Raw genomic sequence first — 22,238 nt, forward strand, 5'->3', positions numbered from 1 at the left:
GCCGAACGGCGACATGGACAGAGAGCTTAACACCTTCCCAGCTATTCAATTATGCCCCTCATTCTCTTTAACAAGCCGTTCCAGGTGCTGTGCCAGTTCTCACCCCAGCCGGGACGCGCATCGCTGGCCGACTACCTGCGCACGCCCAACATCTACCCGGCCGGCCGGCTCGACGCCGACAGCGAAGGACTGATGCTGCTCACCGACGACGGCCGCCTGCAGCACAGCATCGCCCATCCCGATCACAAGGAAGCCAAGACCTATCTGGTGCAGGTGGACGGCGCGCTCGATGCCGGCGCGCTGGCGCGGCTGCAGGCGCCGCTCGACCTGGGCGACTTCGTGACCAAGCCGTGCCGCGCGGTGCAGATTGCCGAACCTGGCTGGCTGTGGCCACGCACGCCGCCGATCCGGGTGCGCGCCGACAAGCCGACCAGCTGGATTGCGATCACGTTACAGGAGGGGAAGAATCGCCAGGTGCGGCGCATGACGGCGGCGGTAGGTTTGCCGACCTTGCGGCTGGTACGCAGCAGCATCGGGCCGTTTTCGCTGGCGACGCATCCCTTGATGCCGGGGGAATGGGTGGAAGTGCCGGCCGGGGACATGAAGAAGATTTGAAAAGTTTCCTAATCGGGGTCAGACCTCGGCACCACCAACCTTAGATCCGTCGCCCCCGCGCCAAGGCGGCACTCGGCGGGGGCCCAAGCTTGTTGCTCAGCCGCCGACTACAGAGCGAACTTGGGCCCCCGCCTTCGCGGGGGCGACGGAGCCCAGGCTGGCGATGGTGTCGGCAGATGGGCTTGGGATGGGCTTGGAGTCTGACCCCGGTTAAGAAACATCGTGCCAGTGAAGCGCACACGACAAAAACCCGCCGGGCCGAAGCCAGGCGGGTTTTTTGACATGCTCACAAGCTCAACCGGCAGACCGAAGTCCGCGCGGCGGCACAGGCTATTAAGCCAGCGCTTTCAGAGCAGCAGCCAGACGGCTCTTGTGACGCGCTGCTTTGTTCTTGTGGATGATTTTCTTGTCGGCGATGCTGTCGATGGTCGACACGGATGCCTGGAAGATCGACGCTGCAGCAGCTTTGTCGCCAGCCTGGATAGCCTTGCGCACTGCCTTGATAGCGGTACGCAGGGTCGAACGCTGCGACGAATTGTGAGCGTTTTGCTTAACTGCTTGACGAGCGCGCTTGCGTGCTTGTGCGGTATTTGCCATGGAATTTCCTAAATCGGGGTCAAGTTGCGTTTGCAAACAATAGCGTCTGTCAAACCAGTGTTTTTTCTACACCTTGTGTGTCAAACCAGTGCCTGCCAAACATTAGTGTCTGCGTAACAGAATTCTGTACAGCCTTCGATTATAGCGAAAACTTCCGGCGAGGGCAATTCAAAAATCAACATTTGTCCGACGCACCCGTCCGCCCCACTCTTGCCGGGCTATAATCCCGGCCCATGAACTTGCTCAAAACCCTGGCTGCCATCTCCAGCATGACCATGCTGTCCCGCGTCACCGGCCTGCTGCGCGAAAGCCTTTTCGCGCGCGCTTTCGGCGCTTCGGAATTTACCGACGCGTTCAACGTCGCCTTCCGCATTCCCAACCTGCTGCGCCGCATGTTCGCCGAGGGCGCCTTCGCCCAGGCCTTCGTGCCGATCCTGGCCGACGTCAAGACCCAGCACGGCGACGAAGGCACCCGCCCGCTGGTCGACAGCGTCGCCACGGTGCTCATCTGGTCGACGCTCCTGATCACCATCGCCGGCATCATCGCCACGCCGCTGCTGATCATGTGGATCATGGACACGTCCAAGCAGACGGCGCAGGCCGGCGAAGCGGCCATCTTCATGACGCGCGTGATGTTCCCTTATATTATCTGCATGGCCTTCGTCTCGCTGGCCAGCGGCATCCTCAATACCTGGCGCCAGTTCAAGATTCCCGCGTTCACCCCGGTACTGCTGAATATTTCCTTCATCCTGGCCTCGCTGTTCCTGGCCGAGCGCCTCGAGCAACCGATCTACGCGATGGCCATCGCGGTGGTGGTCGGCGGCCTGCTGCAGGTGGGCATCCAGATTCCCTCGCTGATGAAAATCGGCATGCTGCCGCGCATTTCGCTCAATCCCATCGGCGCCCTGCGCGATCCGGGCGTGCACCGCATGCTCAAGAAGATGGGACCGGCCGTGTTCGCCGTCTCCGCCGCGCAGATCAGCCTGCTGGTAAATACCGGCATCGCCTCGCGCCTGGGCGCTGGCAGCGTCTCGGCGCTCACCTACGCCGACCGTCTGATGGAATTCCCCACCGCGATGCTGGGCGTGGCGCTGGGCACCATTTTGCTGCCCAGCCTGGCCAAGGCGAATACCGAGGGCGACACCACCGAATACTCGGCCCTGCTCAACTGGGGCCTGCGCCTGACCTTCCTGCTGGCCCTGCCCGCGTCGGTCGGCCTGGCCGCGCTGGCCGAACCGATGATCGCCACCCTGTTCCACTACGGCGCCTTCAACGTCAAGGCCATCCACGCGGCGGCGATGCCGCTGATGGCCTACAGCGCCGGCCTGGTCGGGATCATTCTGGTCAAGACGCTCACGCCGGCCTTTTACGCGCGCCAGGACGTGCGCACGCCGGTGCGCATCGCCATCGGGGTGCTGGTGGCGGTGCAACTGATGAACCTGCTGTTCGTGCCGCTGCTGGGTGTGGCCGGACTGGCCCTGTCGATCGGCATGGGCGCCTGCCTCAACGCGGCCGTGCTGTACACCATGCTGCGCAAGCGCGGTATTTATGTGCCGCAGCCGGGCTGGCTGATGTTCTTCGCCAAGCTGGTCATCGCCGTGACGGTGATGGGCTTGATCGCCTACTACTGCAAGATCCAGTTCGACTGGGCCGGCTTGCAGGCCCGTCCATGGCTGCGCGCCGGCGCCCTGTTCGCCATCGTCGCCGGCAGCGGCATGGCGTATTTCGTGGTGCTGTTCGGGCTGGGATTTCGCTTCAGAGACTTCAAGCGCAGCGGGCGCTGAACTACCGCTCGCGCCGGGGCTCGTTGCGGCGGCCCTCGTCACGCTGGCGTTCGTCGCGCCGCCGATCCTCTTCCTCGGCTTCAGCCTTGTCCTTATCCTTGTCCTGATCCTGATCCTGCGCGCTCCGGCCCGCAGGATCTTCCCCGGCTGGCGGCTCCTCCGGTTTTGCCTCGCCGGCCGGTGGCTCAGGCGGGGGCGTAGCCGCGTCCGGCTCCGGCGCTTCGGCAGGCGGCGTGGCCGCGGCCGGCTCCTCGGGCGGCTTCATGGCTCCTTCCGGCGCCGGCGCGGCCGGCGGAAACAGGGGCGGCGCCTGATTCTGCCCGGGCGCGGCGGGCGGCTCCAGCGGCTGCAGCAGGGTCTGGGACGACAGCGTGAATTTCCAGTCCGACAGCTTGCTCTTGTTTTCCATGTTCAGGAAGCGCGCATCGAAATTGCCGATCTTGAGCGGCGGCGCATCCGACAGGCTGTACACGCCGAGCACACCCTGCTTGTCGCTGATATACATGATGCCCCACTCGGCCTTGCCGGTGATCGGGTCGACGAAAATCTTGCGCAGGTGGCGGCGCGGATTGGGAAAGCGCGGGTCCTTGAGCAACTCCTGCAAGGAGGGCGGCTGCTGCGGCTGGCCCTGCGGGGTCGCGGCGGCGTAACTGCGCAGCGCGTCGCTGAAGGCGGCGCCGATATCGAGCAGCTCTTCCTCGGCGGCGGCGCGCTGCATGAGCGAGCCAACCTTGAGGCTGGCCGCGCCGACCAGCCCGATCACGGTGACCAGGATGATCAGCCCCAGATAGGTAAAGCCGCCGGCGCGCGTCGCGCGCGGCGGCGCCTTACCAGTCGCTATACGGTTTGCCGTTGCGGTCATTGCCGGGCGCCCCACTCTTGATGCTGTACAGGTTGCCCTTGGTGGTGTCTTCGGGCGGCACCAGAATCCAGCTGGTGCTGCTGTCGGCCACCGGGTCGACCGGAATCGAGCGCAGGTATTTTTTCTCGACCAGCTGCTCCAGCGAATCGGGATAGCGCCCGGTGTCGGCGTAAAACTGGTCGATCACCGCGCGTACATTGCGCAGGTTGTCGGCCAAAATGGTGTCCTTGGTGCTGTCGATGCTCGGAAAAAAGCGCGGCACTGCCAAGGTCAGCAGCAAGGCGATGATGCCCAGCACCACCAGCAGTTCGATCAGGGTGAAGCCGCGCGCTGTGCGGCCTGGTTTCGCTTGCATCTTGTTCACCATTTGCGGTACGGCACATCATTGAGGCCAACCCGGTCCGAGGTCGAATACACATCGTAGACGTCCTCGCCTTCGCGCGGGTCGGTGGCCTCGCTGGCGTAGCTGCGCTTGCCCCAGGTCTGGGCACCGCTCAAGTCGCTGTTGGGATTGAAAGGATCGCGCGGCACGCGGCGCAGGAAAAAGATCTTGGCGCGCTTGGGGCTGCGCATGTCGGACGCGCCTTCGACCAGCTGTTCGAGCGACTTGGGATAGCCGTTGCTGTTGAGGGAGCGCGCAATGCGCCCTTCGTCGTAGGCACGCTTGTAGGCGTCGATGCCGTGCCGGATTTCGCGCAGCGCGCGGCGCAGTTCCTGCTCCTGCTGGCGTTGCATGGTCACTTGCGTCACCGGCACCACCAGGGTGCCGAGCAGGGCCAGAATCGCCAGTGTCACCAGCAATTCGATCAGCGTGAAGCCGCGGCCCTGCCCTTGCGCCATCATTGCTGCGGCACGGGCGTGGTTTCCGGGACCGGGATCGGGGTCACGGCGGCGCCAGGCGCCTCGGGTGCGGCCGGGACCGGCACCGGGACCGGCACCGGGACCGGCGCACGGGCTCCCGGCGGCGGCGGCATCACCACCGGCGCACGCGCCGCGCTGTCGGGACGGCGCCGGAAGCTGGTCTCGGTGCCGGCGCTGAACTCGGAAGCGCTGGCGGGCGGACGCTGCAGGTTGCGGATCAGGTGCGGCGTAATCGACAGTACGATCTCGCTGCGGTCGGCGCCGTCGGCGGTGCGGCCGAACAGGCGGCCCACGATCGGCAGGTTGCCCAGGCCGGGAATCTTGGTGCCGTTGCTGCGGTCTTCGTTGTTGATCAGGCCCGCCAGCACCTGGTTTTCGCCATCCTTCAACTGCAGGAGGGTGCTCGCTTCGCGGTTGCCGATGCGGTAGGCGATGTTGCCCGAGGCGGTGGTGACCGCCTCGCCCAGGGAGCTGACGGTCAGGCCGACGCGGATGCCGATTTCGTTATTCAGGTAGATGGTCGGTTCCACGTTCAGGGTCAGGCCCACATCGAGATAGGTGATCGATTCCTGCGACAAGCCGCCGCCCACGCCGCCCGCTCCCAGGGTGGTGGTGATGTTCGGGATTTTCTCGCCAATGACGATCTTGGCCTTTTCCTTGTTGCGCACGCGGATGCGCGGATTGGCCAAGGTGTTGGAATCGCCGTCGGTCTTTTTCGCGGTGACCGAGGCCGACAGCGACGACAGGCCGATATCGGCGCGTCCCAGGCCGCGCACCGTATCGAGGGTGAGCTGACCGCCGTTGCTGCCGACCAGCGGCGCCAGGGTCACCGAGGTGGGCCAGGCAACGCCCAGTTCCAGCAGGCGGCTGCGCTTGATCTCCAAAATCTCCACTTCCAGCATCACTTCCGGCTCGGCCACATCCTGCAGCGCCACCAGCTTGGCGGCCAGCTTGATCGCTTCCGGGTTGTCGCGCACGATCACGAGGTTGAGCTTTTCATCGATGACCACGTCGCGCGACTTGAGGATGGTCTTGAGCGTGTTGGCGACCACCTTCGCTTCGGCGTTGGCCAGGAAGAAGGTCTTGACCGTCATCTCCTGATATTCCTTGAGCTTGGAGGCGACGTTCTGGTACACCAGCAGGGTATTGCCGTCCATGACCTGGTAATCCAGCTGGTTCGACACCATCAGATAGTAGATGGCCGCTTCGACCGTGCTGTTCTTCAGGAAGATCGAGGTCTTCTGGTCGGTCTTGACATCCTTGTCGAAGATGAAGTTCAGGTTCGAGCGGCGCGCGATCACGTCGAGCACCTGCTTGAGCGGGGCGTCGCGGAACTCGATGCTGATCGGCGTCTTGTAGGCGGCGGCCAGGCCCGTTTCGGCCACCGGCGCGGCGGTCTTCTCGGCCACCTGCAGCAGCAGCTGGCGCGCCGGCTCGTACTGCGGCCGCTCGATCAGGATCGCGGCGGCGCGCGCGCGCGCCACTTCGTATTCCTTGCGTTCGAAGGCGGCGCTGGCCTCTTCCATCGCCTTGGTATGACGCTCGTCCATCTCGATCAGGCGCAAGCCGGCGCGGGCGCGCTCGTTGGCCGGCTCGAACGCCAGCACGCGCTGGTAATCCTGCAGCGCCAGCGCGGCCTTGCCGGCCCCCAGGTTACGTTCGGCCTGGTCGAGCAGGCGCGTGGCGGCGCGGTCGCGCGCGCGCAGGTAAGCGGCGCGGTAGACCGGGTTTTCGGGCTTGGCGTCGATCGCCTCGCGGTACTTGAGCAGGCTCGCCTCGACCTGGTCCTTCTCGATCAGCGAGTTGCCCTCGAGGTAGGCGGCCTGCCCGGCGCAGCCGGCCAGCGCCAGCGCCATGAGCGGCAGGGCCGCGCCGCGCACAAGACGGCTCCAAAGTGGCAAATACAGGCAGCGTGTGCCAATCCGGTGGCTAGCCATCAGTCGAAGACTCCAATGTTGAGCTGTTGAACCTGGTTCAAAGGCAGATAGGTGAGGGTCAGCGTGGGCGGCGCGATAACGTCCACCCGATAGATGCCGTCGATCACCATCTTGTTACGTACGATATAGGTCTTGTCGCCGCGCGCGAGGAACACTTCCCACGCGCCTTCGCCGACCGCCTTGCCGATATAGACAAACGGCAGCGGCGGCGCACTTGGCGGCGGCGGTGGCGGCGTGTTGTCGACCGGAGGAGGAGGCGGCGGCGGATTCAGATTCTGGCTGCCGAACACGGTGCTGGCGCCGAAGGCGTCGTCATCGTCGCCGATCAGCGTGTCGCGCGCGACCAGGCGCAGGATGGCCGGTTCGGCCGGCGCGGCGCTTGCGGCGTTAGCTGCGCTACGGGTGCTGACCACGGACGCCTTGGGCGCGCTGCGTTCGACCGCTTCGGTCACGCCGGAATCGGGGCTGTTGTCGCCAAAGACCAGCAGGCCGGCGGCAAGCAGCACGGCCGCGCCCATCGCGAGGTGGCGCGGCGTCATTGCGCCGCTCCCGGCTGGTCGGCCAGATAGAAGGTCATGCGCACGCGCGCTTCCAGCGCCGGCTCGCCGATGCTGTCGCGCTTGAAGCTGATTTCGTCGAGCGAGGCGAAGGGAATGGCGCGCAGCGACAGCATGGTGAACTTCCAGATGGCGTTGTAGCTGCCCTTGACCGGCAAGGTCACCTGATAGGTATGCAGGCGCGCATTGCGGTCAAAACCGCCCTTGTAGTCGCCCTGCGAGAGCGACAGGCCGCTCTTGGCGGCGATCCCGAACAGGGTCTTGACCTGCTGCTCGGCATAGCGCTTCTCGCCCAGGGTGGCGTAGAACAGGGCCAGGTTTTCATTGGCGATCACCGGTGCCGGCTTGTCGACCGGCGCCGGCATGCGCGCCAGCCCCAGCGCGACGGCGTGGTTCTTCGATTGCAGCGCGGCCTGCGGCAGCAGCCACGCGACTGCAGCGGCGGCGGCGACCAGCAGCACGCAGGCGCCGCACAACAGCGGCCCGCGCGCCACCACGGCCAGGCGCGCGCGCAGCAGCAGCGCGGAAAAGGCGAGTGCGTTCATGGGGCCACCCATTCGGCTTCGAGCTGGAAGCGGATCGGCTTGGCCGGGTCTTGCTCGTTGATTTCGTGACGGATCAGGGTAACTCCGGAAAACAGTTCCTCGCGCTTGAGCAGTTCGACGTATTCGATCATGGCGTCGCTGCTTTTCGCTTCGGCGGTGATTTTCATGGTGCGCTTGCGCGCATCCGGTTCCAGCGCCAGCATGCCGATGGTGGCAGGCGTGGCGGCGCCAATGGCGTCGTACAGCGCGCGCCACGGCAGGTTCAGTTGCTGCACGGCGGCGTTCACGCCGGCGGCCTGCGCTTCCGAAATGCGCGGTCCGAGGGCGACCGGCGCCACCAGCACCGGCACGCGTGCGCGCAGTTGCGCGGCATTGAGTTCGGCGGCCTGGGCGCGCTGCTGCGCCATCAGGCGCCAGCCCAGGGTGGCCGAGGTGGCGCACAGCGCCAGCGCGAGCACGGCGACGATCCAGGTGGCGGGACCGGCACGGTACAGGGTGCGCTGCAGGCTTGGCGGCGCAAAGTCGATGCGGACCGGCTTCATGGACGGCTCCCGGTGGCGGCCAGGCGCGCGCAGTCGGACCAGCCGCTGCCCTGCCCCTGCCCCAACAGATGGCAGGCCAATGGCGCGTGGGTGGCGCCCTTGCTCCAGGCGGCAGGTGCATGGCCGGACACCGCCACGCGCGCCGGCGCGGCTAGGTTCAGGCGCAGCGCTTCGCGCGCCACGTGGGCGGCCAGCCAGTCCAGATCGGCGCCTTCGGGCAGCGCGGTGGCGCGTACGGCGCGGATTGCGCCGCCATCGATCATGCCCAGGGTGAGCACGCGCTGCTGCACCAGGCCATACCAGGCGCCGGCCTTGAGGGCGGCGCGCCACTGGTTGAAGCCGGCGACGAATTGCGGCACCAGTTCGACGATGGGCGCGCGCTGGGCGGCGCACACCTGTTCGATCAGCGCCAGCAAGTGGCGCGGCAGCGCGGCGGCCAGGAACGGTTGCGCCGGATCCCAGCCGGCGGACAGCCTCCAGGCGCCGGTCGGTTCGCCGAACAGGGTCTGGAAGCGCAGCGCGGCGGCCGCTTCCAGATCGGCCAGGCGCGCGCTTCCCGCGGGCGGCGCGACCTGCCAGATGCGTACCAGTTCATCGGCCAGCACGATGCTCACGGGCCAGTTGGCGCAGCCGCCATCGAGCAGGAGCTGGCGCAGGGCCACGCCGATCGCCTCGGGGTGGCTGCCGCCTTCGAAAGCGACTTCGCCCACCAGTTCGGGCGCGGCGCCGCCCCAGCGGCTGGTCTTGAGGAGCGCGAGCGCGCCGGGCGCCACGCCGACCCGCAGCGATTGTCCGAAACGTCTACGCATGCAGGGTCACCCGTTTGATCTCGCCGAGGGTGGTGGCGCCGCGCTTGACCAGGTCGAGCGCCGCCAGGCGCAGGCTGCGGGTGCCGTTGGCGTGGGCCGCGGCCTTGATCTGGCGGATCGGGCGCTTGTCGACGATCAGTTCGCGGATTTCGTCGTTCAGGGTGAGGATTTCGGCGATCGAGCGCCGTCCCTTGTAGCCGGTGCCGCGGCAGTCGCCGCAGCCCTTGCCCTGCATGAAAAGGTAGTCTTGCACGTCCTTGCGTTCCAGGTTGACCGCGTCGAGGTCGGCGTCGCTCGGGGTGAACTGCTCGGCGCAATGCGGGCAGTTCATGCGCACCAGGCGCTGGGCCCAGATGCCGTTGAGCGCCGACACGAAGGCGTAGGGGTCGATGCCCATGTGGGTAAAGCGGCCGAACACGTCGAACACGTTGTTGGCGTGGACGGTGGTGAGCACCAGGTGGCCGGTGAGGGCCGACTGCACCGCGATTTCGGCGGTTTCGCGGTCGCGGATTTCGCCGACCATGATCTTGTCGGGGTCGTGGCGCAGGATCGAGCGCAAGCCCTTGGCGAAGGTCAGGCCTTTCTTTTCGTTGACCGGGATTTGCAGAATGCCGGGCAGCTGGTATTCGACCGGGTCTTCGATGGTGATGATCTTTTCGCGCCCGTTGTGGATTTCGGTCAGGGCCGCGTACAGGGTGGTGGTCTTGCCCGAGCCGGTCGGCCCGGTCACCAGCAGCATGCCGTAGGCTTCCTGCGCCAGCATGCGCAAGGACACCAGCGACGGCGCGTCGAAGCCGAGCGCTTCGAGCGTGAGCGCGCCGTAGGCTTCGATCATGGCGCGCTTGTCGAGAATCCGGATGACCGCGTCCTCGCCGTGAATGCTGGGCATGATGGAGACGCGCAAGTCGATTTCGCGCCCGCCCGATTCGACCCGGAAGCTGCCGTCCTGCGGTACGCGGCGCTCGGCGATATCGAGTTCGGCCAGCACCTTCAGGCGCGAGATGATGTGCTCCGCCACTTCGATGCCGTTGACCGAGGTGGCGTGATCGAGCACGCCGTCGACCCGGTACTTGACGGCCAGGCCGCTGGCGGTGCTCTCGAGATGGATGTCGGAGGCGCCGGCCTTGAGCGCGTCGTACAGGGTCGAGTTGACCAGCTTGACGGCGGGACTGGCCGCTTCCGAGACCGAGGCGAACGACAGCACGGCGGCGGTCTTGCCGTCGCGCCGGGCGTCGCCCACGTTGGCCACCAGGGTATCGACCGCGCGCGCGGACTCCTCCTGCTTGGACAGGTAAGCCTGGATATCCGATTGCAGCGCCAGGCGCAGGTGCAGCGGCGCGCCCGGGGTGGCGCGCGCGCAGGTGGTGAGCCAGGTTTGCAGGTCGACGTCGAACGGGTCGGCGATCACGCCAAGAACCTGGCCGCCCGGCGCGCGCAGCAGCACGCAGTGGCGCGCCAGGGCCTGGGCCAGCGGCAGCAGGTCGAAGGCGGTGGCGCAGCTGAGCATTTCGGCCGTTTCCATCACCGTCAGGCCGAACGGTTCGGCCAGCGCCTGGACGATCTGGCGCGCATCGAGCCCGCTGACCGCTTCCAGTTCGGCCACCAGCGGACGCTGCGACTGCAGGCTCTGGGCGCGGGCGCGCGCCAGCAGGGCCGGCTCGAGCATGACGGCAGAAGTACTCAAGACATGTCTCCGGCCAGATCGAAAATCGGCATATACAGCAGCACCACAATAGCGCCGACAACCAGCCCGATGGCGGCCATCAGCAGGGGTTCAAAAGTACGCGTGAAGCGGTCGATCCAGCGGCTGATTTCGCCGTCGTAGAACGCGGCCGACTGGGTCAGCATCGGCCCCATGTCGCCGGTACGCTCGCCCACGCGCAGCATGCGCAGCGAAATCGGGGTGGTCAGGCTGTTCGCCTCGAACGCGCTCGACAGCGGCAGGCCCGATTCGATGCTGGTGCGCGCCGCGGCGAGCGAGGCGCGCATCGAGGTCGACACCATGGCCTGCACGGTATCGATGGCGTTGACGATGGTGATGCCGCCTTCGCTGAGCATGCCGAGCGTCAGATACAGGCGCGACAGTTCATAGATGCGCACGCGCTCGCCGATGCCGGGCAAACGCGTGATCAGGCGGGTCAGGCCGCCGTTGCGGGTCAGGTGGCGCCACAGCAGCACCAGCGCCCCGGCCAGCATGGCGGCGCCGCCCAAGAGCAGGCTGGTGTGGCCGCTGGCGAACTGGCCCCAGCCGAGCAGCATTTGCGACATCCACGGCAGGTTGCGGCCGGCGCCCTGGTAGACCTCGGCAAAGCGCGGCACCACGTAGGTAATCAGGAACATGCTCACGCCGCCGCCAACGAGCAGCAGGATCACCGGATAGATGGCGGCGCTGACGATCTTGCTGCGCACCACGTCGATGCGCTGCTGGTAATCGATGTAGCGCGCCAGCGAACGCGGCAAATCGCTGGTGCCTTCGGCGGCGCGCACGATGCCGATGTAGAGCGGCGAAAACAGGTCGGGCTGGTCGGCCAGCACGCTGGAGAAGCGCTTGCCTTCGCGCAAGCCCCCGAGCAGGCGTTCCAGCACGCTGCGGGTAGAGATATTGGTTTCCTTTTCGAGCAGGGCTTCGAGCGCTTCGACGATGCCCAGGCCCGCCGTCAGCAGGGCCAGCAATTCCTGGCTGAACAGCACCAGCGACAGGCTGGCGCCCCGGCTGCGGCGCAGGCCGGCCGCGCGCACCGGTTCGACCGCGCTGACGAACAGCCCGCGGGCTTCGCACTGGCGGCGGGCATCGGCCTCATCCTGGGCGTCGACCACCTGGCTGCTAATGCTCAGGTCAGGCGCGAGGGTACGGACAGCAAACTGCATGAGGCCTTTGCGGAGAAACGGAAAACTGTGGGGTCAGGAAACTATTGCGACGTGATGTCGGCGTTTTCGCCGGTGCCGCCGGGCTGGCCGTCCTTGCCGGTCGAGACGATTTCATACTCGCCCTTGCTGCCCGGCGCGCGGTACTGGTACGGGCGGCCCCATGGATCTTGCGGCACGGCCTTTTTCAGGTAAGGACCGTTCCATTTGACGCCGGCGGTGGCGGGCGCGGCCAGCAGCGCGGCCATGCCTTCTTCGGTGGTCGGGTAGCGGCCGACGTCGAGGCGGTAGGTGTCGAGCGATTTTTCGAACGCTTCGATCTGGGCCTTGGCGACAGTCACTTCCGACTTGCCGAGCTGGGCGAAATACTTCGGTCCCACGTAGGCCGCGAGCAAGCCGATGATGACGATAACGACGAGCAATTCGAGCAAGGTAAAACCGGCGTGGCGATCACGTCGGGCGCTGGTGATTTTCGTTGCTGCAAACATCCGTTCGGCTCCTCAATGCTGAATTTGGCGTGCAAGGCTACCATGCCGCCGTCGGTTGCGACAACTATTCTTTCATAGGAGACGCAGGGAGATTTGACATGCTTTTGAGCAAGGTTTTTTGGCGCGCTTACGGATCGATTACGGCCATGCGGCGTGGGCAAAAAAAAGCACATTTGCCGTCGCCGGACAAATGTGCGATTCATGCCGGCGGGCCGCGAACGGCCCGCCGCGGAACTGCTTAGCGCGGTGCTTTCGCGGCGCGGCGGCGCATGAAACCAACCAGGCCCAGGCCGGTCATCACGAGCAGCAGGTCGGACGGCTCAGGCACCGACACGCGTACGTTGCGGGCGGCAGTATAGGTCACGCTGGCGGCGTCGTCGACGGTCACCGGAGTGAGGCTGAACTCGACCAGATAGTCAGGCTGCACCAAGTACTCACCGAGCGCATTGAACATCGCGACGCTGAAGGTCGATGCAAAACCCGGCACGGTCAGGAAATCGCCGCTGAAGTTCACGTCGAAACCGAACTTGCCGCCCAGGACCACATCATGCGTTACCGAGCTGAAGGAATCGCTGTTATCGAACTTGGTCGACGCAGGCAAAACGCCGTTGACGCTACCGATACGGTAAGTTTCAGCGCCCAGGCTGCCGGTGAAGTTGCTCACCGTGGCGATGGTACCGGTGGCGCCATTGAAACTGGACAGCCAAAAATCAATCGAACCGGCACCGGAGTAAATGGTGGTGTCGATATCGACATGGTACGTCGGCCCTGCCGTCGCGTTACCGATGCCGAAAGCAAGGGTGGCCGCGAGTAAAGCTTGTTTTACGAAAGTCTTAAAATTGAACATGTTGCTCCCTTAGAGTGAACCACTTAAAATTTTACTAACGAAACCAATGCCTCGTCGTGCCGGGTTGCTGAAGACAACTTTCAGTGTGATTTTTTCCCCGGCTTGAATTGTAGCATTGTTAACACTTACATAAGGTTCATTTCCGACAACACCAGACTTATTCTCCAGGATGACACCGTCCGTCAGGCCGGTCAGCAGCAGGTGAACCGGGCCGGTGATGGCCGCGCCCGAGGTATTGGTCAGGGTGATGGTGGCGGTGAACTTGTTGGCCAGGCGGTCCACGCTCAGGCCGGAGCGCTGTTCGCGGAACGCACTGGTCACGTCGGCGTAGGTCGGGGCCAGGTTCAGGGCCACCACCACCGGATCGTGATCCGACGAGCGGAAGGCATCGTTCTTGAACAGGGCCTGGGCGGCGGCACTCTTGGCGTCGGTGTTGTAATCGATCACGGTCGGTTCATCCGCATTGGTGTGCCATTCGGTGGCGCCGACGACCTGGGCGTCGAGCGAGGCGCTCGCCAGTGCATGGTCGAGGTAGCCGCTTGCGCCGTCGAAGACGTAGGAGTAAGGAATGCCGGCCGGACGCACGAAGCGCTCCAGTTCGTTGACCAGGCCAGCCTGGTTGAGCAGGTGGATCGGATCTTCAAACCCGTGCGCATTCATGTCGCCGATGACCAGCACGTCCGGATCGCCCGCGCTGGCGATCACGTGCGGAATGAAGTAATTGGCCAGGCGCGTCGCCTGCAGCACGCGGCTGCCGTTGTTGCAGCCCTGGCCATCGCCCAGGTCGCCATTGGCGCCGGAACCGCAGCCCGCCTTCGATTTCAGGTGGTTGACGATCACGGAGAACTTGGCGCCGTTGGCGGCCTTGAAGGTTTGCGCCATCGGCGGACGGTTGTTGACGGCGTCGCCGTCGGACAGCGCGCCGCCGGCCAGCGCCACCTTGGCCGGCTTGTAGATCATCGCCACGCGGATCGCGTCGGTGCCGGTGGTGGCCGGCTTGGGCACGTAGGCATATGTTTCAAACCCGATGGCCGCATTGAGCTGCTTGACCAGGTAGTCGACCGCGATGTCGTCGTTGTTCTGGATTTCCATCAAACCGACCACGTCGGCGTCGATGGCCTTCAGTTCGCTGACGATCTTGTCGCGCTGGCGCACGAATTCGGCCATATTGTCGGCGCCGCGGCAATTCGAGGCGCGCGTGGTGGAACCGACCTTGCAGCCCTGCCCCGTGCGGCCCCAGGCATCGGCGCCGTCGAGGAAGGTGGTGAAGAAGTTGAGCACGTTGGCGCTGGCCACCTTCATGTTGCCAACCGGAAGTTCCGGCGCCGCCAGGCGCGGATTGCTGCGCGTGAACGACGGCGCGGCGGTCGGCTGGATCTTGAAGGCCGCGCCACCGCCGCCGATGGCGCCGAAGTCGACCACGCCAAGCAGATTACCGACCGTGTCGCCCGCGCGCACCGTGCCATCCTGGCCGAGGTAAGGAATACCGGAGCAGGCCACCACGTCGGCGCAGGGCGGGGTTGCCGGCGGCGGGGTGACGAACCAGCTGTCGTCGAGCACCAGTTCGTTGCCGGCATTGGCCGCGGCCAGCGCCAGTGCTTCCGGGGTGCCCGGACGATAGCGGTTGGTCGGGGTTTCGCGGCGGCCCACGGACAGGGTCAGCTCGCCGCGGTCGCCCAGGTAGCTGGTCTGGTTGACGGTCAGCGCATTGGTGATATTGACCAGCATCGCCTCGTAACGCGCCAGGTCGATCCCGGGTTCGAAGACAATATTGGCCGGGGTGACGCTGTTGCCCGTGCCGAGCACGCTGGTACCCGTGACGTCTTTCATTTCGGTATACGTGCGCGCCGCGCCGGTCGGCTTGTATTCGATGATGGTGCCTTTTACGCGCACCAGGTCGCCCACGGCAACCAGCGGTGCGCTGCCGGTGAAGACGAACAGGCCGTCCGAGGTGGCCGGATCGCCATCGCCGTTGGCATCCTGGATGAAGTAGCCGTTCGATACCTTGTGAGTGACCACGCCTTCGGTGCTCACGCTCACATTGGCGAACGGGCTGGCCGCACCGGCGCCCTGGATCTGGGGAATGGTGGCCGTGCCCGACACGCTGACGTTGACCGGGCAGGTGGCTTCCTGGCCGGCATTATTGGTAAAACGGATGACCACCGGATAGCTGCCGGACACCAGGGCCGCGCTGGCCTGCAGGTTGACGCTGGCGCTGGCGCCGTTGGCGGTGGCGGCGGTCAGGCTGCCCAGGCTGATGCCGGGAATGCCGCCGCTGGCGATGACGGCGCCGTTGACGATGCTGTCTTCATCCGAGGCGCTCAGCAGCACCGCAGCCGGCTTGCCCTGTTCGATGGCCATGCCGGCCGGGCAGACCGGGACGATCGGCTTGGCTTGCGGAACGGTCGGGCCGCAAGCATTGCGCGCCGAGGCGCTGGTGCGCGGCGCCGGGGCGCCGGTGGCGAAGTCCATGCTGTTGTCGTCGGTATCGCCGCAGCCGCCCTTGGCGCGGAACAGCGCCAGCGAGGCCGACATGGCCGGCGCGCGGGTGCCCTCGGCGCCGTTGGCGGTGCCAAAGCCGACCAGATCGGCGATATTGTCGCCCGTCGGGGTGGCGCCGCTGAGGGTGGCGGTATCGCGCACCAGGGCGACTTTACCGTTCGATGCCGACATATTGAAGCCGCTTGCCGGTGCGATCAGCGGGGTTGGCAGCGATGGCTGGCCGGTACCGCCGCTTTGCTGCTGGATCAGGACGTATTGGCCGGGTTCGACGGTGAATGTCGGCAAGGTCGATTTGCCGCTCCAGGCACCGGTGCTGGTGGCCGAGCCGTACTGGACGCTCCACCCTTCGGCGGTGACTGCGGCATTGCCGCGGTTGAAGATTTCGATGTAGTCGTGGGTAAAGAAAGTGGTACCTGCATTACCACCGGCACCGTACAGCTGGCTGATCACAAGATCGGGCGAGACGGCCATGGCGGGAGCGGATAAACCAGCCATCAACGCGGCGAGCACGGTAAGCCGGCCGGGGACGTGCATGGTTGCTACGAGCTTTTTCATCGAAACTTCCTGAAGGAGGAGATTGGAATCGTCATTATCATGTTGACTACAGACGTTGAAGTTCTATGTTAGCAAAAAGTATTCTTCCATAGTAAATTTCATCATAGTTGTGACAAATGACAACATGATGACCCAGAGTCATTTTTTTGAACTTATGGAGGCGCCGGACGCGACAAAATGCGCGGCGACGCTGCCGCATTGGGCAACCGAAGGGTGTGCGCCGGGTACGTGCTTACGCAGCAAAGAACGGGAGGCGGAACCGCCCCGGCGCGCTCAGCGCCCGTACGGCGCGGCCAGCGGCTCGCCGATGAACAAGCCCTGGGTCGGCCAGGCCACGCTGCGCCAGTAGGCTTCGATGGCGCTGCTGCCGCTCAGGTAATGCTTGAGCAGCACCGTGGGATGAGGAAATTTCTGCCAGTGATTGCAAGGCTCGCTGACGCTGCCGTAGCTGGCCGTGGCGCCCGCTTCCAGCCAGCGCAGGCTGCTCATCTGGCTGGTGCCGAGCAGGTCGCCGCCGAAGGAAGTCAGGTGGTCGGCCAGCGCGCCGGGCAAAAAACCCAGGCCGTCGAGCTTGTCGACGCGCGCCACGCCGGTCTGGTAGACCATGATGTCCTTGACGCCGTCGAGCGCGTCGGCGCGCAAGGTCTTGGTACGGATTTTTTTGGCGGCCAGGTGACCGTCGCGCGGGAACAGCTCGACGCGCGAATTGCGCGCCGCCTGCGAGGTCACCAGGTAGTACGCCGTCGCGCTCGGCACCCGGAAGCCGCTGGCCACGCCGCGGTCGATCAGGGCCTTGGCCTGCGCCACCGATTCGGTCGGCAGCAGCATCGACAGGCGCATGCGGAAATCGGCCATCGGATGGCTTGACGTGGCATTGAAATAGGCGCTCGGACGGCTGGCGGCGCAGGTGTTGCTGCACTGGCCGGCGTCGAAACCCATGGTGTAGGCAGCCGTGATGGCATTGCATTCCACGGCATAGGGCGCGGTCCAGACCATCAGCACGGCTTCGATGCCGACCGGCAGCTGGCTGTCGATGCTTTCCTTGAGCGCGCGGAAACGCGCGGCATCGAGCCGCTGCGGCTTGCCGGGAATGTTCACGTGGATGACGTTGGCGGCCGGGATGGCGCGCGCCTTGCGGTAATACTCGGCAATCGTCACGCTGTTCGGTTCGGCATCGTTGACGACCAGCGCCAGCTGGCGCGGCAGCAGGCGCGCGGCGGCCGCCGCAGGCGCAGGCGAAGGCGTGGCCTGGGCGGCGGCCAAACTGGTGGCACCCATCAGGGCAACGGACGCGATCAGGGCAGCACGCAGGGTCATGGAGTCAGCCGTTCGTCGGTTTGGCGCGGCGATTACCGCGCGCCGACGATTATAGCGCCTGGCCGGCAGCTTCGGCGGGGGCGCCGGGCGGGGCCGGCAGACACTCGGCGGCCCGGGCCTGGGCGGCGGCGGGGTCGCACGGTGCCTGCCCCGGCGCGCGCACTGGCTCGGCCGGTTCGCGCAGGTGTTCGGGGCGCTCTTGCGCGCGGCGCTGGATTTCGAACGCGAACGCTTGCTCGTACGGCACCATGCGCAATTGCTCGGCTTCGCGCTCGGCCGCGGTGGCAACGATGGCCACGCGGGTGGCGCCGCCCTCGGCGGCTGCCGGCGCATCTGGCGTAGAGGAAATAGGGGTTTGCTGCTGCACTACCGCATGCGGACTCTGGTGGACAGTTGACTGCGGGGCATCGGCCGGATCTCCACCGCCGCAAGCGGTCAGTGCAAAGATCCCGGCGCAAACGAGCGCCCGGTTGAATACGTTAAAAAACATACTTCCTCACATCAGATGAAATCGGATAACGGTCCGAATTCTATGCGTGGGGAAACAATTCTGCTGTGGAAATTTATTTCAAGATTTCACAAATTGCTTATTTTTATCTTCTTTATCCGATGATGCACGGGGAAACAGTCACGAAGCCCGAAGATATCCAATAGGAAATATAAAAAATTTTCTGGAAACGTCAATTTCACGACACGAAAAAAGCGGTTAGTTGTAACAAAGTGTATATGGCAACATTTTCCGCCGCCAGACGCGGTAGATATTCAAAAAACTGTTTTGTTGCACTGCCGCATTTGCCTTGTCAACCCACCAATTCGCTCAGCATAAGGGCGGCTGGCTGCGTGAAAAAAGGGGAGCCGCGGCTCCCCTCCCCTGTCCGGCTGCCCGCTTAGGCGCGCTGGTAAATATCTTCAAAGCGGACGATATCGTCCTCGCCCAGGTAACTGCCCGACTGCACCTCAATGATGTGCAGCGGCACCTTGCCCGGGTTTTCCAGACGGTGATTCATGCCGATCGGGATGTAAGTCGACTCATTTTCCGACAACAGGCTCACTTTTTCGCCGCAGGTCACGCGCGCCGTGCCGCTCACCACCACCCAGTGCTCGGCCCGGTGATGGTGCATCTGCAGCGACAGTTTCTCGCCCGGCTTGACGGTAATGCGCTTGACCTGGAAACGGTCGCCCGCATCGATGCCCTCGTAGTAGCCCCACGGGCGGTACACCTTGGTATGGTGCAGGTGCTCGGTGCGCTCCTTGGACTTGAGGTGGTCGACGATCTGCTTGACGCGCTGCACCTGGTCCTTGTGTGCGACCAGCACCGCGTCCGGGGTTTCCACCACCACCAGGTCGTTCACGCCGATCACGGCCACGATCCGGCTTTCGGCGCGCACCAGCGAATTGGTGACGCCGTCGAGATACACATCGCCGCGCTGGACATTGCCCTGGGCATCGCCCTGCTGCACCTGCCACAGCGCCGACCACGAGCCCACGTCGCTCCAGCCGATGTCGGCCGGCACCACCACCGCGTGGCGGGTGCGCTCCATCACGGCGTAATCGATGGAATCGGACGGGCAGCTGGAAAACGCCGCCTCGTCCAGGCGGCAGAAATCGAGGTCGCGGTAGCCGAGCCGCACGGCCGCTTCGGCCGCGTCGGCGATGGCCGGCGCAAATTCGGCCAGCTCGCGCAGATAGCCTTCGGCGCGGAACAGGAACATGCCGCTGTTCCAGTAATAGCCGCCATCGGCCACGAACAGCTCGGCGGTGGCGCGGTCGGGCTTTTCGACGAACCGGTCGACCTGGTACGCCGTGTCAGACCCGGCGGCGCGCTCGCCGCGGTGGATATAGCCGTAGCCGGTTTCCGGCGCCTGCGGCACGATGCCGAAGGTGGCCAGGGCGCCGTCGGCCACCAGGGCGCCGGCCTGGGCCACGGCCTGGGCGAACGGCACATTCTTGTCGATCACATGGTCGGCCGGCAGCACCAGCATGACGGCGTCGGGATCGATGGCGCGCAGGTAGTTGGCGGCGGCCGCCACCGCGGGAGCCGTATTGCGCCCCACCGGTTCGAGCAGGATGCCGAGCGGCGTCACGCCGATTTCGCGCAGCTGCTCGGCCACCAGGAAGCGGTGCTCATTGCCGCAGACCACCAATGGCGCCATCAGCTCGGGCCAGCCCGACACGCGCAGGACGGTATCTTGCAGCATGGTTTTGTCGGTGACCAGCGGCAGAAGCTGCTTGGGCAGGACCGCGCGCGACAAGGGCCACAGGCGCGTTCCCGCGCCACCGGACAGGATCACTGGGTAGATTTTCATCGCGTCTCTTTCAGGTATTTTTTGTACAACTGTTTTTATGTGCGTCTGCTTGTTCCAGCTTGTTTCAGCTTATTTGGCCGCTTCCATCGCCACGTCGGTGCGCCGGGTGAAGCGGCGGTCGCGCGCATTGACCCATTCGTCGGACGCGTACTCCGAGACGTGCTTCATTTCGCCGGCCCGGTCCACGCTGTAATCCTTAAACACGATCATTTCATCTAACGTCACATCGCGCAAGACCCGTGTGTACTCGAACAGCACGCTGCGCACCACTTTCGCGCCGGCGCAGATGTGGCTGCCGTGGCCGATCCAGCTCGGGCCGATGATGGTCGCCCCGGCCTCGACGCAGGCGCCGGAACCGATGTAGACGGGACCTTCGATGGTCGTGCCTTCCCATTCGATGCGGGTGTTCAGGCCGACCCACAGGCCATCCTCGACCTGGATGCCGGGCACGTCCATGTGGGCGACTTCGCCCAGCAGCACGTTTTGCAGGGTCTGCCAATAGTCGGACACGCTGCCGATATCGATCCAGTTGAAGCCGCGCGTCTGCGCGTAGAACGGCAAGCCTTCCTTGGCCAGCAGCGGGAACAGTTCCGAGCCGATGTCGAACGGCACGCCGGTGGGAATCATGTCGATCACGCGCGGCTCGAAAATATAGATGCCAGTGCTGATGAAGTTCGACTTCGCTTCGGCCTCGGACGGCTTTTCCTGGAATTCGGTGATGCGGCCATCCTTGTCGGTGACCACCACGCCGTAGCTCGACACCTTATCCCACGGCACTTCCTTGGTGATGACGGAGGCCAGCGCACCCTTGCGGCGGTGCTCGAACAGGGCCGATTTCAGGTCGAGGTCGATCAGCGCGTCGCCGCACAGCACGATCGTGGTGTCGTCGAAAAAGCCGCCGAATTCCTGGATCTTCTTCATGCCGCCGGCCGAGCCGATCGGCTGCGGCACGACTTCGCCCTCATCGTTGGTGTACCCCTCGAAGGAGTAGCCGATCTGGACCCCGAACTGGTGCCCTTCGCCGAAATACTCTTCGATCTTTTCGTGCAGATAGCTGACGTTGACCATGATTTCGGTCACGCCGTACTTGGCCAGGTGCTCGACCAGGTAAGCCATCACGGGTTTGCCCAGGATCGGGATCATCGGCTTGGGCAGATCATAGGTCAGGGGACGCACACGGGTGCCTTTACCAGCAGCCAGGATCATCGCTTTCATGGGAATTCTTCCTTAGTGATTACTGTCCAAGCCTTACTTGGGCAGGGATTGCCAGCGCCATGCATCGACGCACATCTGGGCCACGCCGCGCTCCGCTTTCCAGCCCAGCTCAGTTTCGGCGAGGGTGGCGTCGGCGTAGCAGGCGGCGATATCGCCGGGACGGCGCGCAACGATCTGGTAGGGCACGTTCTTGCCGCTGGCCTGCTCGAATGCGCGCACCATTTCCAGCACACTGTTGCCGCGCCCGGTGCCAAGATTGTACGTAACAATGCCGGGACCTGTCGCCAGCTTGCTTAAGGTTTTGACATGTCCAACGGCAAGGTCGACCACGTGGATGTAGTCGCGCATGCCGGTCCCGTCCGGGGTCGGATAATCGCCCCCGTAGACCGACAGGAATTCGCGCCGTCCCTCGGCCACCTGGGCGATGTAGGGCAGCAGGTTGTTCGGAATGCCGTTCGGTTCTTCGCCGATCAGCCCGCTTTCGTGGGCGCCGACCGGATTGAAGTAGCGCAGCAGCGCGATGCGCCAGCCCGGCTCGGCCTTGGCGATATCGCGCAGCATGTCTTCAATGATCAGCTTGCTGCGGCCGTAGGGATTGGTGGCCGACAGCGCAAAGTCTTCCCTGATCGGCACCGAGACCGGGTCGCCGTAGACGGTGGCCGAGGAGCTGAACACGAGCGAGGTGACGCCGTGGCGCTGCATGGCATGGAACAGCGCCAGCGAGCCGGCCACGTTGTTGTCGTAGTAGCGCAGCGGCTGCGACACCGATTCGCCCACGGCTTTGAGGCCGGCGAAGTGGATCACGGCGCCGATCTGGTGCGCGCTGAACGCGGCGTCGAGGGCGGCGGCGTCGCGGATGTCGCCTTCGATGAAGGTGAGCGGCTGGCCGGTGATGCGTTCGACGCGGCCCAGCACGCTGCGCTGGCTGTTGGACAGGTTATCGAAGGCGATCGGCTCATGGCCGGCCGCGATCAGTTCGACGCAAGTGTGCGAGCCGATGTAGCCCAGACCGCCGGTAACGAGAATTTTCATGG

21 protein-coding genes are annotated in these 22,238 nt (G+C 65.0%); 2 read left to right on the plus strand and 19 right to left on the minus strand.

The window, feature by feature from the left end; all coding sequences use genetic code 11:
* Positions 1–51: 51 nt before the first annotated feature.
* A complete protein-coding gene (locus tag CR152_RS31315) occupies positions 52–615 on the plus strand; it encodes a pseudouridine synthase (protein ID WP_099881550.1) in 564 nt (187 codons plus the stop codon).
* Between the two features lie 333 nt (positions 616–948).
* Here the strand turns inward: CR152_RS31315 and rpsT are convergent, their stop codons facing one another.
* Positions 949–1,212, minus strand: coding sequence for a 30S ribosomal protein S20 (gene rpsT, locus CR152_RS31320; RefSeq protein ID WP_054267030.1), 264 nt, complete (start codon positions 1,210–1,212; stop codon positions 949–951).
* 233 nt (positions 1,213–1,445) lie between these two features.
* Here rpsT and murJ point away from each other — a divergent pair, with 233 nt between their 5' ends.
* Positions 1,446–2,996 (plus strand): murein biosynthesis integral membrane protein MurJ, encoded by a 1,551-nt coding sequence (gene murJ, locus CR152_RS31325; protein ID WP_099881552.1) that lies wholly within the window; start codon positions 1,446–1,448, stop codon positions 2,994–2,996.
* 1 nt (position 2,997) lies between these two features.
* Here murJ and CR152_RS33715 read toward each other — a convergent pair whose 3' ends face one another.
* From CR152_RS33715 to galE, 18 genes are all read right to left on the minus strand, one after another.
* Positions 2,998–3,858 (minus strand): type II secretion system protein, encoded by an 861-nt coding sequence (locus tag CR152_RS33715; protein WP_229413736.1) that lies wholly within the window; start codon positions 3,856–3,858, stop codon positions 2,998–3,000.
* Positions 3,824–4,213: a type II secretion system protein gene (locus CR152_RS31335; protein WP_229413738.1), complete on the minus strand. Its 390-nt coding sequence runs from the start codon at positions 4,211–4,213 to the stop codon at positions 3,824–3,826. Before CR152_RS31335 ends, CR152_RS33715 begins: the two co-directional genes overlap by 35 nt.
* Before the next feature lie 5 nt (positions 4,214–4,218).
* Entirely contained in the window at positions 4,219–4,701 is a 483-nt protein-coding gene (locus tag CR152_RS31340; RefSeq protein ID WP_099881556.1) for a type II secretion system protein, read from the minus strand.
* Positions 4,698–6,599, minus strand: coding sequence for a secretin GspD/PilQ domain-containing protein (locus tag CR152_RS31345; protein WP_307718602.1), 1,902 nt, complete (start codon positions 6,597–6,599; stop codon positions 4,698–4,700). The genes CR152_RS31340 and CR152_RS31345 overlap by 4 nt, the downstream gene beginning before the upstream one ends.
* A 56-nt stretch (positions 6,600–6,655) precedes the next feature.
* Positions 6,656–7,195, minus strand: a complete 540-nt coding sequence (locus CR152_RS31350; RefSeq protein ID WP_099881560.1) for a hypothetical protein — start codon at positions 7,193–7,195, stop codon at positions 6,656–6,658.
* Entirely contained in the window at positions 7,192–7,758 is a 567-nt protein-coding gene (locus CR152_RS31355) for a hypothetical protein (protein WP_099881563.1), read from the minus strand. The genes CR152_RS31350 and CR152_RS31355 overlap by 4 nt, the downstream gene beginning before the upstream one ends.
* Positions 7,755–8,300: a hypothetical protein gene (locus tag CR152_RS31360; protein WP_099881565.1), complete on the minus strand. Its 546-nt coding sequence runs from the start codon at positions 8,298–8,300 to the stop codon at positions 7,755–7,757. The genes CR152_RS31355 and CR152_RS31360 overlap by 4 nt, the downstream gene beginning before the upstream one ends.
* Positions 8,297–9,109, minus strand: a complete 813-nt coding sequence (locus tag CR152_RS31365) for a hypothetical protein (RefSeq protein WP_157778859.1) — start codon at positions 9,107–9,109, stop codon at positions 8,297–8,299. Before CR152_RS31365 ends, CR152_RS31360 begins: the two co-directional genes overlap by 4 nt.
* Entirely contained in the window at positions 9,102–10,775 is a 1,674-nt protein-coding gene (locus tag CR152_RS31370; protein ID WP_099881569.1) for a GspE/PulE family protein, read from the minus strand. Before CR152_RS31370 ends, CR152_RS31365 begins: the two co-directional genes overlap by 8 nt.
* 14 nt (positions 10,776–10,789) lie before the next feature.
* Entirely contained in the window at positions 10,790–11,977 is a 1,188-nt protein-coding gene (locus CR152_RS31375; protein WP_099881571.1) for a type II secretion system F family protein, read from the minus strand.
* Positions 11,978–12,018: 41 nt separating this feature from the next.
* Complete coding sequence (gene gspG / locus CR152_RS31380; RefSeq protein WP_099881572.1) at positions 12,019–12,462, minus strand: type II secretion system major pseudopilin GspG; 444 nt, start codon at positions 12,460–12,462, stop codon at positions 12,019–12,021.
* A gap of 238 nt (positions 12,463–12,700) precedes the next feature.
* Positions 12,701–13,309, minus strand: a complete 609-nt coding sequence (locus tag CR152_RS31385) for an NF038129 family PEP-CTERM protein (protein ID WP_099881574.1) — start codon at positions 13,307–13,309, stop codon at positions 12,701–12,703.
* A gap of 9 nt (positions 13,310–13,318) precedes the next feature.
* Entirely contained in the window at positions 13,319–16,366 is a 3,048-nt protein-coding gene (locus CR152_RS31390; RefSeq protein ID WP_099881576.1) for an ExeM/NucH family extracellular endonuclease, read from the minus strand.
* Positions 16,367–16,639: 273 nt separating this feature from the next.
* Positions 16,640–17,683 carry a TIGR03790 family protein gene (locus CR152_RS31395; protein WP_099881578.1) on the minus strand — a complete coding sequence of 348 codons (1,044 nt, stop codon included), beginning with the start codon at positions 17,681–17,683 and terminating at the stop codon, positions 16,640–16,642.
* Positions 17,684–17,732: 49 nt separating this feature from the next.
* Positions 17,733–18,173 (minus strand): hypothetical protein, encoded by a 441-nt coding sequence (locus CR152_RS31400; protein WP_157778860.1) that lies wholly within the window; start codon positions 18,171–18,173, stop codon positions 17,733–17,735.
* Between the two features lie 397 nt (positions 18,174–18,570).
* Positions 18,571–19,989 (minus strand): mannose-1-phosphate guanylyltransferase/mannose-6-phosphate isomerase, encoded by a 1,419-nt coding sequence (locus CR152_RS31405; RefSeq protein WP_099881582.1) that lies wholly within the window; start codon positions 19,987–19,989, stop codon positions 18,571–18,573.
* Positions 19,990–20,058: 69 nt separating this feature from the next.
* Positions 20,059–21,204 carry a nucleotidyltransferase family protein gene (locus CR152_RS31410; protein WP_099881584.1) on the minus strand — a complete coding sequence of 382 codons (1,146 nt, stop codon included), beginning with the start codon at positions 21,202–21,204 and terminating at the stop codon, positions 20,059–20,061.
* 33 nt (positions 21,205–21,237) lie between these two features.
* Complete coding sequence (gene galE / locus CR152_RS31415) at positions 21,238–22,236, minus strand: UDP-glucose 4-epimerase GalE (RefSeq protein WP_099881586.1); 999 nt, start codon at positions 22,234–22,236, stop codon at positions 21,238–21,240.
* Positions 22,237–22,238: the final 2 nt, after the last annotated feature.

The organism is Massilia violaceinigra (genome assembly GCF_002752675.1).
In the GTDB taxonomy this organism is placed as follows: domain Bacteria; phylum Pseudomonadota; class Gammaproteobacteria; order Burkholderiales; family Burkholderiaceae_D; genus Telluria_A; species Telluria_A violaceinigra.

Coding starts and splice junctions, on each gene's coding strand:
- CR152_RS31385 (WP_099881574.1), bottom strand. CDS start 13,309: ATGTTCAATTTTAAGACTTTCGTAAAACAAGCTTTACTCGCGGCCACC.
- CR152_RS31365 (WP_157778859.1), bottom strand. CDS start 9,109: ATGCGTAGACGTTTCGGACAATCGCTGCGGGTCGGCGTGGCGCCCGGC.
- CR152_RS31315 (WP_099881550.1), top strand. CDS start 52: ATGCCCCTCATTCTCTTTAACAAGCCGTTCCAGGTGCTGTGCCAGTTC.
- CR152_RS31395 (WP_099881578.1), bottom strand. CDS start 17,683: ATGACCCTGCGTGCTGCCCTGATCGCGTCCGTTGCCCTGATGGGTGCC.
- CR152_RS31375 (WP_099881571.1), bottom strand. CDS start 11,977: ATGCAGTTTGCTGTCCGTACCCTCGCGCCTGACCTGAGCATTAGCAGC.
- CR152_RS31400 (WP_157778860.1), bottom strand. CDS start 18,173: ATGTTTTTTAACGTATTCAACCGGGCGCTCGTTTGCGCCGGGATCTTT.
- CR152_RS33715 (WP_229413736.1), bottom strand. CDS start 3,858: ATGACCGCAACGGCAAACCGTATAGCGACTGGTAAGGCGCCGCCGCGC.
- CR152_RS31410 (WP_099881584.1), bottom strand. CDS start 21,204: ATGAAAGCGATGATCCTGGCTGCTGGTAAAGGCACCCGTGTGCGTCCC.
- rpsT (WP_054267030.1), bottom strand. CDS start 1,212: ATGGCAAATACCGCACAAGCACGCAAGCGCGCTCGTCAAGCAGTTAAG.
- CR152_RS31370 (WP_099881569.1), bottom strand. CDS start 10,775: ATGCTCGAGCCGGCCCTGCTGGCGCGCGCCCGCGCCCAGAGCCTGCAG.
- murJ (WP_099881552.1), top strand. CDS start 1,446: ATGAACTTGCTCAAAACCCTGGCTGCCATCTCCAGCATGACCATGCTG.
- galE (WP_099881586.1), bottom strand. CDS start 22,236: ATGAAAATTCTCGTTACCGGCGGTCTGGGCTACATCGGCTCGCACACT.
- CR152_RS31335 (WP_229413738.1), bottom strand. CDS start 4,213: ATGCAAGCGAAACCAGGCCGCACAGCGCGCGGCTTCACCCTGATCGAA.
- CR152_RS31350 (WP_099881560.1), bottom strand. CDS start 7,195: ATGACGCCGCGCCACCTCGCGATGGGCGCGGCCGTGCTGCTTGCCGCC.
- CR152_RS31405 (WP_099881582.1), bottom strand. CDS start 19,989: ATGAAAATCTACCCAGTGATCCTGTCCGGTGGCGCGGGAACGCGCCTG.
- CR152_RS31390 (WP_099881576.1), bottom strand. CDS start 16,366: ATGAAAAAGCTCGTAGCAACCATGCACGTCCCCGGCCGGCTTACCGTG.
- CR152_RS31360 (WP_099881565.1), bottom strand. CDS start 8,300: ATGAAGCCGGTCCGCATCGACTTTGCGCCGCCAAGCCTGCAGCGCACC.
- CR152_RS31355 (WP_099881563.1), bottom strand. CDS start 7,758: ATGAACGCACTCGCCTTTTCCGCGCTGCTGCTGCGCGCGCGCCTGGCC.
- CR152_RS31340 (WP_099881556.1), bottom strand. CDS start 4,701: ATGATGGCGCAAGGGCAGGGCCGCGGCTTCACGCTGATCGAATTGCTG.
- gspG (WP_099881572.1), bottom strand. CDS start 12,462: ATGTTTGCAGCAACGAAAATCACCAGCGCCCGACGTGATCGCCACGCC.